A 13,340-nucleotide genomic window follows, 5' to 3' on the forward strand; every position below is an offset into this window, starting at 1 on the left:
ACCTTGATCATCGTCGATAGCCACATCGCCTACGGTTCACCAAATAAGCAAGATACCCACGCGGCGCACGGCGAACCGCTCGGCGAAGAAGAAATCAGGCTGACCAAGAGGAACTATGGCTGGCCCGAACAGGAAAAGTTCCTGGTGCCGGATGGTGTCCGCGAATATTTCCAACAGGGCATGGGCAAGCGCGGACACGAGGCGCGCACAGTCTGGATGGAAAAATTCGAGGAGTATCAGAAGGAATTCCCCCAACTCGCCAAGCACCTTTCTGATATGCAACAGCGTCAACTGCCGGAAGGATGGGACAAGGAGTTGCCCCTGTTCCCAGCCGACGCCAAAGGCGTGGCCGGACGTGATGCCTCTGCCAAGGTACTCAATGCCCTAGCCAAGAATGTCCCTTGGCTCTTGGGAGGCTCTGCGGATCTGGCTCCTTCAACCAAGACTCGTTTGACCTTCGAGGGAGCCGGCGACTTCACTGCGAAGGATCGCGGCGGGCGCAACCTGCACTTCGGGGTCCGAGAGCATGCCATGGGCTCCGTACTCAATGGACTCTCCCTCTCCAAAGTGCGCCCCTATGGTTCCGGCTTCCTGATCTTCAGTGACTACAGCCGAGGCGCGATCCGTTTGAGTGCGTTGATGGAAGTCCCCGTCATCCATATCTTCACCCACGATTCCATCGGAGTCGGAGAGGATGGGCCTACGCACCAGCCGATTGAGCAACTCGCCTCGTTGCGAGCAATTCCAAACCTCATCGTCCTACGCCCTGCTGATGCGAACGAGGTCGCGGAAGCCTGGCGTGTCGTCATGCAGTTGAAACATGAACCGGTGGCATTGATCCTAACCAGACAAGCCATCCCGACCGTCGACCGCTCCAAATTTGCCGCTGCATCCGGCGTGGCGAAAGGTGGGTACGTCTTAGCCGATGTGCCTGGGGGAAAGCCGGACGTCCTGCTTCTTGCAAGCGGTAGCGAGGTCTCGCTCTGCCTGGAGGCAGCTGAACAATTGAAGACAGAAGGCATCAAGGCCCGCGTCGTGAGCATGCCCTCCTGGGAGCTGTTCGAACATCAACCACAGGCCTATCGCGACAGCGTGATTCCGCCACACGTCACCGCGAGGGTCTGCGTAGAACAGGCGTCAACATTTGGATGGGCGAGTTATGCCGGACTGACCGGTGAGATCATCGGCATGAAATCATTTGGAGCATCCGCACCCCTCAAGGAGCTGCAAAAGAAATTTGGATTCACGAAAGACAATATCGTCGCCGCAGCGAAAGGCCAGCTCCAGAGAAAAGCGAAAGCGGCGTAACGTGCCATCACGATACCCTCTCTTCCTGCACGCCACTTGATCCGACACAGATTCAGACTTCCTGAATCTGTGTCGAACGGAATGACAGCCTAGAATCGGAACTTCCGCTCATCCCCAAGCAATAAACCCATACCCCACCGAGTCCATCAGCAGTCCTCGCGTCAGCTGCTCATCTGTACCAATGTCATCACTCACAGTTGGCATCGTACTACTACGCAATGTAGCTCTTGCAGTTCTGCCGGACTTCGTCCATGCTAGCCAACATGAATCCCGAAAACACCGCATTTCATAGGCCGTCATCAGCATGGTTTTCTCTCTCATAGGAGGCCCTACCATGATATCGACGTTGTCTCTACGCATTAGCCTCATCGCGAGTCTGTTGGTACTGTCCGGATGCGGACTGAACATATTTGCCAGCCCCAAATCACCGGTCGTGATCGACGATATCGAAAGTCGAGTGGGAACGTTAGCGGTGAGTACCGATCGGAGAGTCGTCCTGGTTCGACTTGAGAAGGATGCAGCGAGTGCGGCCGGCCGGTTTTGTGCGGAGCCTCCGCTCGACACGGACCAGAATGTCACCAACGCCTTAGCCGCCATCCGAGACCTCTCAAGCGAGAAGATTGATGCGAGCGTCAAAGAAGAACTGTCTAGGACCTTCTCGCAAATTTCTCATACGCTTGTTAAACGCACGCAGGGTCTTCAACTGTACAGAGCCGCCATGTACAACCTCTGCCAGAACTATCTCAACCATGCCATCAAGGAGGAGGCACTCCAAGAACAGGCGACGAAAATTTTGGAAATGTCGGTGAAGTTGATCGAACTGGAGCTCGCCAGAACCCAAGGGAAGATAAGCAAGCCCGTTCTACATGCTCCCGCAGCAAGGCGTCCGTAGATCTCGCACGAGCCCGATGGTTGCTCTTGTATCTGTTGGTCGAGTGGTCTGAGTGGAGAGTGGTTGTATTGGATGGTGCCTAGGGCAAGGCCTGTTATCCGCACGAGCGCACTCCACTGGGTGAAGATGGTCGTGACGGCATCTTGGCCCTAGCAGAGGAATACCCGCGTTCGACCTACCGAGGCTGCACCATCGGCAACTCGCGTTGTCCCTCTGCGGCTTGCTGAATCCTCAATCGTTCGAGACGCGAGGCTTCAAATACATTGTGCAGCATCTCATCCGCTACCTGTGTCAGTTGTGCCGCCGCATCTTTCATGTCGGCGTGCTCGACCAAGCGTGAGACGACTTCAGCCTTGGTGGCGCCCTTCTTCTGACCCATGAACGGTTTCAGGAGAAGATAGAGCACGTCCCGGATCGGCATATACCTAAAGAAGCGGCGGAGGAGTTGAAAAGTCTGTCGGGGATAATGAAGGAGCTTGTAGCGAAAGAGCTTTTTGATTCCGGCCTGTCGAACTCGGTTGATGGTTTCACCTGACAGGCAGGTCGGATCGATTTCCGAACATTTGAAGTACTTGTACCAATCCGTGGTTTCGTTCACCAGCCCGCGTTTGACGTATTCCTGCCACAGCGGTGTCCCTCGATAGACACACAGCCGGTTGAACCCGAAGGTATCAAGAGGCAGCCTCGACGCGAAGTTGAAGGTAGCTTCCATATCCTCAATCGTCTCGTCCGGATTGCCCACCGTGAAGAATCCGTGCACGATCTCCACGCCGGCTTTTTTCGCATTTTTGACGGCGGTCGTCACCTGATCCAGTGTCTGTTCCTTCTTCAGGCGATCGAGAATCTTCTGGCTGCCGCTCTCAATTCCGAACATCATCGCGCCGCAATTGGCCTTGGCCATGGCCGGAAACAGATGTTGAGCGACCGAATCCACGCGTCCTTCGATGCCCCACCGGATCGACAGCTTGGCCTCCATGATGCCGTTGCAAATCGCTTCGATTCGTTTGGGCTGGAGTAAAAAGTGATCATCGACGAACCCAACCGACTCATAGCCGAGTGCTTCAAGATGCTTGAGCTCCGCGACCACATGCTGTGGACTGCGGGCACGCCACTTCCCTTCATTGAAGATCGGAATATCACAGAAGATGCAAGGCCATGGACATCCCCGAGAGGTCTGCATCGTCGTGAATCGTCTCATGGAGAGTACCACCGGAACATCCAGCGGCATGGACTCGACATAGTCGAGCTCCAGACTCTCTCGATCCGGGAACGGCCACTGATCCAACTGCCGTTCCGTTGGGCGGTTAGGATTCTGGACGACCTGCCCGTCCTTCATCCAGGTCAGACTGGCGACGGATTGCGGATTCTCAAGATTTTCCAGCAGATCGAGCAGCAACTGTTCGCCGTCGCCACGACACACAAAATCAACTTCGGGACATTGTAATTTCACCAGCGAGGCATTCAGGCTGGCGAACACGCCGCCGAAGGCAAGCTTGACGCTTTGGTTGGTCGTGCGAATCTCTCGCGCCAGCATCTTGGCGTAGGGATAGCTCGTGGTACTGAGAAAACTAAGACCGACGAGCGCCGGTTGTTCTTGGTTGATCCGGTCGATGATGACCTGGTTCGGGGTATCGGGATTGGCCTGATCGAACAGCACACAGTCGTGCCCTGCCTGCTTGATCACGGATGACAAGGACATGATGCCAATGGGAGGGAACCCCATCACACGAACATTGCCGTTGGCGGCGCGCGTTTTAGCAGGCAACGCGTAGAACTGTGGATCACGAACATGGATGAGGAAAACTCGCAGACAAACTCCTTGATCCGATCTCGATCACACACGGAGGGAATGTTGACGGAGTGAGTGAAAGGAACTGGGAAGGAACGGGAACGTCCGACTTGATGCGCTCACCGTACCAGGCGTACATGACCCTGTCAAGGACACCAACCATGTGACTGGGGCATCCGCGAACAACTTTTTCCACTGACCGCAACCTGCATAACACCGTCTCCAGTGCGACGACGGACTTGCTCGGGGATGTCGAATTGTGAGCGCCCCCTACGGGGTAGGCTTCCGATCCGCAGGACTGTCGTCTTGCTTCTCATCGGTTTCACCCTCGGTGGACTCCCCTTTTGACAGCAGCTCTTCGATCTGCGCTTCCTGGCACGTCAAGTCTTTTGCATTGAGCAACTCACCGTCAGTTTTACCGGATCGGTGTATTTTCCCTGCCCTTGCGTCTTGACGACTATCGTTCATATCCAAGCTCCGATCATGCTTTCTGCGATGATGGCCTCACTCCCATGTGCGATGCACCTCACTCACATGCTCCACTCCGTCAGTCTTGTTGATGACCCATTGCACGTCGTCTGGAATCTCGACGACTTTCAAATCTGCGGCATGGCCGTTGGCCGCTGCCCGCAGTTCTTCCACGACCTGCACGAGCCTCTCATCATCCCGTGGAATGAGCGCTCCACATCGATTCAAGCTCGGTTCCTCTGGTCCCGCTGCGAGCGGCCAATACGCGCCCCGGTCAATCTCTTGTAGTGCCTCCGCCTGCCCAAGCTCGCGTAATCGGATGAACGCCTTATGACTCACGAAAAACTGTTCATAGCTCTTATTGATAACGATCTTTTTCATCTCACGTCTCCTTCGTATTGCGCCTTCGTCATCATCAGCTGGCCAAGAGGACGTCGGATGCTATAACTGTCGACCATGGCCGTTAGGACGCCGGCGCCGGATCCTTATATCCGATATAGTTTCCTGACCAGTGGCAATACCGTCGATTGGCCCACGTGCGCACTTCCTCTTTCTGCAATTCTCCATACCGCCGCTGAATGACCGACCCGAACGTCGCCAAATCCCCACGGATCTCCGTCAAGTCCTCCGCGGTAATCTTCGACCAGTAATCCTTGAGCGGCGTTTTCAATTGATCCCAAAATTGCCCGAACTGTTCCTGGTTCATACGATTCTCCTTTACCATGATGTGGGAAAACCACCATCTGCCCAAGGCCTATCTTCGCGCTCAAGGCTCATGGACAGAACGGACTTCTGGCGTAGAAGCGGCGGACACTAGGGAATCAGACGCGCAGGAAGAGGAGGGACGCGCGAGAGATGGGATAGTCGGCGTGGCTCAATACGTCACGTTCACCCTACAGGGCCAACCAAGGGTGTGTCAATGGAGTCCATTGTGAATGCCTACGCGATTGATGGGTAACCGCCACCGGAGATGAATTCATTGTTGACAATGTTACGGAGTAGGAAGGTTCTGTCACCGCAACGCTATGGTATTGTCTTGACGGTCGAGATGTGAACAGAGTGTACGTACAACAGGTTGGGAATCTCGCAGCCTAGACAATTCCAGAACTTTATGTACCGAACGCATCGGCACTGGCTCAATGATTAGCAGTATTCGCACATTCCTCAGGCTAGAGTCCGCCAGCGGCATTCTGCTGATTCTTGCCGCAGCCCTCGCCATGTTGTGCGCCAATAGCGGCCTGAAGCATCTGTATGAGAGCCTCCTGCAAATCCCAGCCGGAGTTCAGTTTGGGGAGTTTCAGATTCAGAAACCCCTTCTCCTCTGGATCAACGATGGCCTGATGGTACTGTTTTTCTTTGTTGTCGGGATGGAATTGAAACGGGAACTCCTGGAGGGGGAACTATCCGATCTGTCGAATGTGGGGCTTCCGGCACTGGGCGCGCTCGGTGGGATGGTGGTTCCCGGATTCATGTATTGGTGGGTCAATTATGATAATCCCGCCGGCATGGCCGGCTGGGCCATTCCTATCGCCACCGACACGGCATTTTCCTTGGGCATTCTCTCTCTGTTGGGTCAGCGGGTTCCTCTTTCACTGAAGATATTTCTGGTATCACTCGCTATTTTCGATGATGTCGCCGCCATTCTGATTATTGCCTTCTTCTTTTCCGCTCATCTCTCCGCGACGATGATGTGGACCGCGGGCCTCTGTCTTGTGGTTCTCTTCTTTGTTAACCGCAATGTCGTGACGGCGATCCCCCTCTATGCCCATGAGAAGCATAATGGGCCTGTGAGTATGAGAATTTCTAGAATTGAGTCACAACGACAGGCTACTACTGAATCAACTGTTACAGTCCACTAGTACTTACATTGGTACCGCTGAGGCAGTCTCGTGGTTCATCGGCGTTCACAACGGTGATGACAGGAGAGGGACGGCGGTTTCTCAAGATCACATCCGATCTCTTGCTCATCCTCATGCATACTCTTTCCTGAGTTCCCTCCTCCATCTGTCATGACCTGTAGAAATCCCGTGACACATAGACGGCACAAATCAAGGCCACAACGATAAGCACATTAACCCCAAGATTCCAGAGATGGCTATTGAACAAAGCATCTGTTAATTCATCCATATCTAAAAATTTGTCTCCGGATGTCGAAATGTGTCCGTTGACGCAATCTCGCAGATTGAAGTAGTTGCTAGCACGATGATGCGGCCTCCTTGTCGGTGCCTGTTTTATGAGCCCACGCCGGAAGACAGTACTCCTGTGGAATTGCTATTCGCATAGTCATAGGTGGACGCGATGACCGTTGTTCTTCCACGAAACGAGAGAAACTGATGAATCAGACGCGCAGGAGCGGGAAAGATATGCGCGAGAGATGGGACAGTCGACGCAGCTTAATACTTCATAGGATCACCCTGATCCCATCCGCCATCAGAGTCAAGTGGTATTAAGGTAGAACGTCTTGTGGCTCTGATAATCGCTCTGTCGCCTCATCAACATTATAGTACTTGACTCTCCTACCAAGAGCGCCCAAGGTGATACTGCAGCTCCGGTGACTGTCCCATCCCTTACGCTTCCTACTTCTTCCCAGCGTGACCGATTCCTCAGTCTCCGCCGCTCCGATGCTACAGTTCTTTGAACGGCTTCGAGCGCCGATTGGTTCCAGGAAGTAAAGATAGTTCCGAACCTCATGCGGGTCGGAAAGCAGGTAGTTGTGCCGGAAGAATGCCTTTACAACTCATGACCGACATTCCAAGCACTCTCTTGGATTAAGGAAAAAGCGATCATGAATATATGGACTGCTCTGATCGTATGCGGGGCGTTGGTTATCGGGGGGGTGGTCGTGACAGGATGGGCGAACGGGCTCGGCAATGTGAATGAACACACTGCTCTCAATGATATCTGGCTCACCACAAGGACGAAGATTGCCCTGTTTACTGATGCCCGAGTGATGGGAAGAGAGATCAACGTCGAAAGTACACAGGGTTTGGTGAGGATCCAGGGCAATGTGAGTTCTGACGAGACAAAAAAGACGGCGGAGAATATCGCCAAAGGTATCGACGGAGTTAAGTCGGTGCAGAATGATTTGCAAGTGGCGCGGCTATTTAATCGTGAGGAGATCAAGGATCGCCTCGCGGCGGTTAAGCTTCTGGACCAGACGGCACCATGCCCAGACCAGTCCAACTGAAGCACTCGCATGGTGAGACCCTGGACGCAAAGAATGTTGCTGTGTAGTTCCCGGATCGAATAACCCATAGTTATGTGTTTATTTACTGACACACGGAAGGAGACACGATGGATACAAACTTACTGACATTTGCGGGCGTGATTCTTGGGTTGGCAATTATAGCAGTCGTCATCTATAAGAAAGGGCAGCAGCCGCAAGCTGTCTCCAAGTTAAAAGCCCGCTGCATTCCGTGCCTTTGCATGCGATGGGTCTCGCCTCCCAAAGGCTACAGTCCCCGCGCACAGCTTGCCGGCGGCTTCTGGAGGGCCACCGTTGACAATTGTGAGAAAGGCGGTGTCCGATGTCGGCGTCTTGCAGTCCATTTTCTCCGTTACGGCATGAAATTCATGGGTTCATCCGCTCCTGCGAAACGATCCTTTCTTCTTCAGCTTTTATCGGAAATTTGCCATTGTCTCCCGAAGAGCGACAAATCGTTCAATATTACTCAGAAGAATTGAAAGCATACCTTCTTGCATCGCAGATACACTGAGCGAGAAAAACAACGCGGAGCAGAAAGAGACAGGTCTGAACGAGATAAGGCAGTCAGGGGTTATTTATAATCAATAACGACCGTAACGCACGTTCAGCTGAAAAAGTGGGCCAGAGAGTTGGCATTGATTACTTGGACCAAGCCATGGCACTCACCCCGCATCGCCTTGCGAGACGGCAGAAAACGGACCGCTGGAATGGTCGTGCGGAAACCTATCCGCCAGTCTTTTGGTGCCGTACAACAGCATCGCAAATCGACGCCATCATGCGCGCGTCTCGGAAAGATGTACCAGTTGGCTCGTCCGTCCTGTCCGACGAGTAGACACAGAAGGTAGTTTTTTCTGGACAGTATTGGATTGCAAGACCAGACCCCATAGACCAGATTGGAAGCGGCAAGGAGCAATCCCACATCCCTTGCTCAATGTCGTGGTAAATTCTGCACCAGGCGATAACAGTGCCAAAATAGAAAAGCCTGCCCCCGCTTTTCCTCTAATGGGCGACACCTTCTCCGTTACCTCTTTACCATGACATACCGACGCCCCTTGAGAGCGGAGCAAGATCATCATGATCGCAATACCTCCCCCCCCTCTATGGCCCCACTGAGATGATGAACGTGACATGCTGGACATGTCAGAGATGTATTCGTTCCTTGTCGCGGTCCCTGGTTAGAATTTGAAGACCAGCTTCCTCAACATAATGATCGCCGTGGGAATCGCTGCTCCATACCCCGCCCATTCCGCCTGTTTCTGCCAGGCCATGTCCGCTTTCCGTTGCCGTTCTTCCTCGATCTCTTTCTGGAGCGCGGCGTTTTGTTCTTGCAACAATTCGGTCTCTTGCTTCCTCGTCTCGTTAAGACTCTCTAACGTTTCAACATAGCTTCTCTGTTTCTCGAATATGTCTTTATACTTCGCCAACCACTCTTGCGACTCGGCAAGAAACTGTTTGTTCTGCTTGACCTCACCCAGCACTTTGACGAACTGGTCACGCGGCACCGCAACGATTTTCTCCTCAGCCTGGGCAATGGCAGGGACCAACAGTATGGCAAGCAGCAGGAAGATCATGATGTATGTTCCTCCACCTTGAGGTACCAATCGAATTGTGTTTTCCTAGTATCTAGTATGAAGATCATTGTATTCAATATGAGCGACGTGACGATGAACGACGTTCGGCCAATGAACAGAGATTATTGGCACTCCTTAACCGTGACATCGACTCCCAAGGTCTCCTTCGCCAGCTGTACCAAACCCGCATCCGTCTTCGTTTTCTTCTGTACGGTCTGTTTCACTTCCTTCTTGGGAGCATTCATTGCGTCAATTGCACGCGCATAGGCAGCCAATTGTTGGTGCTGCTGCCCAAGCTCGCGTTTCTGGTTCTGGGTGAGATCTTCCTTTTCTTTGATAATCTCTTGAAGGCGTTGAATCTGTTGTTGGAGCTGTTGGTTCTCTTTGTTGAGTTCGCCGTTGGTTTGATGCAAGTGGCTATTCTCTTCATTGAGTGTGAAATTAGCTTCATGAAGCTCACCATTCTCTCGATTGAGAATAAAATTGGCGTTGTGAAGATGGCTATTCTCTTGATTGAGTTTGTAATTAGATTTGTGGAGCCGGCCATATTGACCATTGAGCAGATCATACTGCGCGTTGAGCTGGTCATTCTCCGCAATGAGCTCGAGATTCTTCTGCTCCAACACCACCTGGAATCCAGCTACCGGGGCGACGTCGATTGCGCCTTCGACCGGCTCAGGCGCAAATGCGTTCGTCTCGTTCTTCAAGTTCGATATCACGGCCTGCCCAATGAAGAAGAGGACCACCGCAGCAGCGAGGCTATAGCTCAAGGCATGGGATTTAAGATGATTCAGCATGCATCACCCTCTTTGAACCTAATTCTCCGCCAACTGCCACCAATTCCGATTGCTGAAACGCATAACACCCCGTAACCACCAGCAAGATTATGCCAGCAAAGTCTTTTCCCTTGCTCAGATCATCTTTCCGCACGTCTTGGAAAGAACAATGGAACTCCTCTCTCCGATGGCCATATTATTATTCTCCCAATCTTCTTTTTACGTCAAGAGTGTCGAGTAGGTTTTATACGCACCACATCAATTATGCCCATTTCTGTTTATTAATAACCACTTACGTACTAGCGTTTCTCATGAGAGGACGAAATGTTACAGATGACGACCTACAGGACTTGAAACAGGTACGGTGTCAGACGATGTGGCTCGTCTAATGATCGCATAATCCAGCATTGCACGATTGGCTATGAGGCCCTTTGTCATTCCCCCTGAGTTCTTACGGGAATCACCGACGTGCGAATACTTAAATCCCCCACTTTTGCGCCGCAGTCGTAGACACAGGCGCGGCATGGCTGATTTTCTTTGTCACCGTGTCAGGTTCCTCTTCTAGTAACGGCTTTGATTACCCACTACTGATCTTCCCCCAATTTTGTGGACACTATGTTACGCGACTATAGCCCTCGCTTCGTACTCGGTCGGGGAGTCATAGTCGAGGGTCGAGTGTCGACGCGTCCGATTGTAGAACACCTCGATGTATTCGAAGATGTCCTGTTTCGCTTCCGCTCATATGGCATAGTGCCGATGGTACACAAGTTCCCGCTTCAATGTTCCGAAGAAGCTCTCGACACAGGCGTTGTCTCAGCAATTGCCGGTGCGGCTCATGCTGGCCGTGATGCCATCCATGGTGAGCAACTGCTGGTAGGATCTTGCCGCATGACTGCCGCGAGCAGAATGATGCAGACGTCAGGCTGTGGGCTGCCAGGTTTTGAGCGCCATGCGGAGGGCCTGCTCGGTTAACTCGCCGTTCAACCGCGGGCTCATCGCCCAACCGCTGACGGCACGCGAGCAGAGATCCAAGAGCACGGCCAGATACAGCCAGCCTTCCAGAGCCCAGATGTAGGTGATAGCGCCCGCCCACACCCGGTTGGGCTGCGGCACCGTGAACTGACGCTGTAGGGTGTTTGCCGCCACGGGTAAGCGGTGCGCTGAGTCCGTGGTCACTCGCCATTTCTGCACGGTCTTGGCTTGCAGATCAGCCTGGCGCATGATTCGCGCCACGCGATGTTCCCCAACCCGGTGGCCCTGTGCGCGGAGGGCCTGCCAGATCCGGGGACTCCCGTAGGTCTGGCGACTGTCGTGGTGAAGCAGCCGAATTGCGGTCAACAGACCTCGATTAGCTACTGCCCGGGCGCTCTCGGGACGTGCCCGCCAGGCATAATGTCCTGCAGAGGATACAGCCAAGGCTCGGCACATGAGGCGGATCGGATAGCGACGGTCGTGCTCCTGGATCACCCGTCATCTCATCGGGACTCCTTCGCGAAGAAGACCACCGCACGTTTTAAAAAATGGGCTGGCATAGCTAAGCGCTAATGCTTAGTTTATTTATACCATTATTCAAGCTACTTCAGCAGCTGTTGATGATTGCCGTTATTGAAGCGCCATTCACACTCCTTCAAAAACCAGTAACAATTGTCTGGTGTGATGCCATTGAATCGGCGCAAATGCCGCTTGGCTTGGTTCCAGAAGTTCTCAATCCCATTGATGTGATGCCCCCGCTTGGTAACGAAGACCTTGCTGTGGTTGACGCGTCGAGGGTGAAACTCTGAGACATCCAGCACATCATACGCGGTGAAGCTATCCGCATAGACGATGCTGTCTGGTGGCACCTGCTCACGAATGATGGGCAGCAGCGTTCTCGACTGGGCATTCGGAATAATCGCGGCAAACACCTTCCCGCCCCGTTTTAACAAACCAAACACCGGCACCTTGCCCGCTGCGCCCCGGCCACGGTTGCCTTTACGAACACCCCCCAAAGTAACTCTCATCCGCCTCCACCTCGCCCGACAAGTCATAGCTGGGCCGCTTACTGGCAATCAACTGGCGCAGCCGATGGTAAAACACTCGGGCAGTATTCCGGTTCACACCGACAAGCTCCGCCGCGGCTCGTGCCGTGGCTCCTGCGACAAACAGATCAATCAGGCGTCCCTGCTGCTTCCCGCTCAACCGGCTTCGCCGTCTATAAATCATTCGCTAAAGTTACCCTTCTCAGGTCTCTTTAGCTATGCCAGCCCCTTTAAAAATCACACTCCTGCTTCAGAACAGCATTTTCTCGTCGCAACCGCGCGAGCTCCTCCTGTTCGGCCCGTATCGACTGGCGTGTGCGGCCCTGGCACTCGGCCTGCTGTTGCTCGGCCCGCCACCGGTAGAGCAGATGGTCGGCAATACCCAGATTCTATGCCACGTGGGCAACAGGTTGTCCCGATTCTTGAACTAAGCGCATTGCTTCTGCTTTAAAGTTTTCCGTGTACTGCCATCTCGTCTTACTACTTATGCCATCCTCCGATTGCATCATTGTCCTCCTTCGTGAGGTGTCTGTACAATCGGGGGAAGGTCACTTCATTGCTTTATCGGAAGTGTCGTGGCCGGATAAATCCCATTGCCTTTCTACTGGACGCTACACCAAGTCAAAAAAGAAAAGGCCCGCCAATCTTTCGATCAGCGGGCCTTCGTTATAACCCAGCAGAGTTCCACACCGAGCTTGCTCGTACCCTCGACTCTGTATCGTTGTATCGTGATTAACGTCTCCGGAGAAAGCCCACCGACTCTCTTCAGGACGCGGCTGCGGGTTACACAAAATAAGAAAGCCTGCTGGCTTTCACCAGCAGGCTTCTTTTTGTAACCCGGCAGCGTCCTACTTTCCCACTGCCTCGCGGCAGCAGTAACATCGGCCTTGGAGGGCTTAACTTCCGTGTTCGGTATGGGAACGGGTGGGGCCCCTCCGGTATGGCCACCGGGAACATTCACACTGAATACATCTTGTGTAAAAAGTCCAATGTGACAGGTGAAAAGTCTGAAGAACTTTCACGTTTCACTTTGTACGTTTCACGACGCGCACTGTGCGATGCGCGAGACCATGTCTATCAGGAGCAAAGGATGTTAAACCGCACGACCGATTAGTACTGGTTAGCTACGGCCCTTACGGGCCTTCCACACCCAGCCTATCAAACTCGTGGTCTACGAGTGGTCTTTAGGGGGCTTGCGCCACGGGAGAGCTTATCTTGAGGCACGCTTCTCGCTTAGATGCTTTCAGCGATTATCGCTACCGGACATAGCTACCCGGCACTGCCGCTGGCGCGACAACCGGCACACTAGAGGT

Annotated in this window: 12 protein-coding genes, 2 rRNA genes and 2 pseudogenes; 5 read left to right on the plus strand and 11 right to left on the minus strand. The window is 53.3% G+C overall.

Translation table 11 applies throughout. From position 1 onward, the window contains the following. Positions 1-1,308: transketolase family protein (locus ACMTNU_RS18630; protein ID WP_413936802.1), on the plus strand; the 1,308-nt coding region annotated here is incomplete at its 5' end. 334 nt (positions 1,309-1,642) lie between these two features. Then, positions 1,643-2,200 (plus strand): hypothetical protein, encoded by a 558-nt coding sequence (locus ACMTNU_RS18635; RefSeq protein ID WP_413936803.1) that lies wholly within the window; start codon positions 1,643-1,645, stop codon positions 2,198-2,200. Between the two features lie 175 nt (positions 2,201-2,375). Here ACMTNU_RS18635 and ACMTNU_RS18640 read toward each other — a convergent pair whose 3' ends face one another. The 4 genes from ACMTNU_RS18640 to ACMTNU_RS18655 form a co-directional block, all read right to left on the minus strand. Continuing rightward, complete coding sequence (locus ACMTNU_RS18640) at positions 2,376-3,965, minus strand: B12-binding domain-containing radical SAM protein (RefSeq protein ID WP_413936804.1); 1,590 nt, start codon at positions 3,963-3,965, stop codon at positions 2,376-2,378. A gap of 294 nt (positions 3,966-4,259) precedes the next feature. Next, a complete protein-coding gene (locus ACMTNU_RS18645) occupies positions 4,260-4,457 on the minus strand; it encodes a hypothetical protein (RefSeq protein ID WP_413936805.1) in 198 nt (65 codons plus the stop codon). A 36-nt stretch (positions 4,458-4,493) separates the two neighbouring features. After that, the gene (locus ACMTNU_RS18650) at positions 4,494-4,838 is read right to left on the minus strand and encodes a hypothetical protein (RefSeq protein ID WP_413936806.1); all 345 of its coding nucleotides are present in this window, start codon (positions 4,836-4,838) and stop codon (positions 4,494-4,496) included. Between the two features lie 82 nt (positions 4,839-4,920). After that, positions 4,921-5,163, minus strand: coding sequence for a hypothetical protein (locus ACMTNU_RS18655; protein WP_413936807.1), 243 nt, complete (start codon positions 5,161-5,163; stop codon positions 4,921-4,923). Positions 5,164-5,596: 433 nt separating this feature from the next. On the opposite strand from ACMTNU_RS18655, the gene ACMTNU_RS18660 reads away from it, so the two are divergent. The 3 genes from ACMTNU_RS18660 (at position 5,597) to ACMTNU_RS18670 (ending at position 8,141) form a co-directional block, all read left to right on the plus strand. Further along, complete coding sequence (locus ACMTNU_RS18660; protein ID WP_413936808.1) at positions 5,597-6,316, plus strand: Na+/H+ antiporter NhaA; 720 nt, start codon at positions 5,597-5,599, stop codon at positions 6,314-6,316. Positions 6,317-7,242: 926 nt separating this feature from the next. Beyond that, entirely contained in the window at positions 7,243-7,644 is a 402-nt protein-coding gene (locus ACMTNU_RS18665; protein WP_413936809.1) for a BON domain-containing protein, read from the plus strand. 107 nt (positions 7,645-7,751) lie between these two features. Then, entirely contained in the window at positions 7,752-8,141 is a 390-nt protein-coding gene (locus ACMTNU_RS18670) for a hypothetical protein (RefSeq protein WP_413936810.1), read from the plus strand. A 696-nt stretch (positions 8,142-8,837) separates the two neighbouring features. Here ACMTNU_RS18670 and ACMTNU_RS18675 read toward each other — a convergent pair. The 7 genes and pseudogenes from ACMTNU_RS18675 to ACMTNU_RS18705 form a co-directional block, all read right to left on the minus strand. Next, complete coding sequence (locus ACMTNU_RS18675; RefSeq protein ID WP_413936811.1) at positions 8,838-9,233, minus strand: hypothetical protein; 396 nt, start codon at positions 9,231-9,233, stop codon at positions 8,838-8,840. A gap of 122 nt (positions 9,234-9,355) precedes the next feature. Beyond that, the gene (locus tag ACMTNU_RS18680) at positions 9,356-10,030 is read right to left on the minus strand and encodes a hypothetical protein (RefSeq protein ID WP_413936812.1); all 675 of its coding nucleotides are present in this window, start codon (positions 10,028-10,030) and stop codon (positions 9,356-9,358) included. A 597-nt stretch (positions 10,031-10,627) separates the two neighbouring features. After that, positions 10,628-11,530, minus strand: a pseudogene (locus tag ACMTNU_RS18685) (IS3 family transposase); the annotation flags it as partial. A 53-nt stretch (positions 11,531-11,583) separates the two neighbouring features. Next, positions 11,584-12,211: pseudogene (locus ACMTNU_RS18690) on the minus strand (IS1595 family transposase). A 46-nt stretch (positions 12,212-12,257) separates the two neighbouring features. After that, positions 12,258-12,413 carry a transposase gene (locus ACMTNU_RS18695; protein ID WP_413936813.1) on the minus strand — a complete coding sequence of 52 codons (156 nt, stop codon included), beginning with the start codon at positions 12,411-12,413 and terminating at the stop codon, positions 12,258-12,260. 449 nt (positions 12,414-12,862) lie between these two features. Continuing rightward, positions 12,863-12,979, minus strand: a 5S ribosomal RNA gene (gene rrf, locus ACMTNU_RS18700). Between the two features lie 137 nt (positions 12,980-13,116). Continuing rightward, positions 13,117-13,340 (minus strand): 23S ribosomal RNA (locus tag ACMTNU_RS18705); the annotation flags it as partial.

The sequence above is a fragment of the Nitrospira sp. BLG_1 genome, assembly GCF_047338595.1.
In the GTDB taxonomy this organism is placed as follows: Bacteria; Nitrospirota; Nitrospiria; order Nitrospirales; family Nitrospiraceae; genus Nitrospira_D.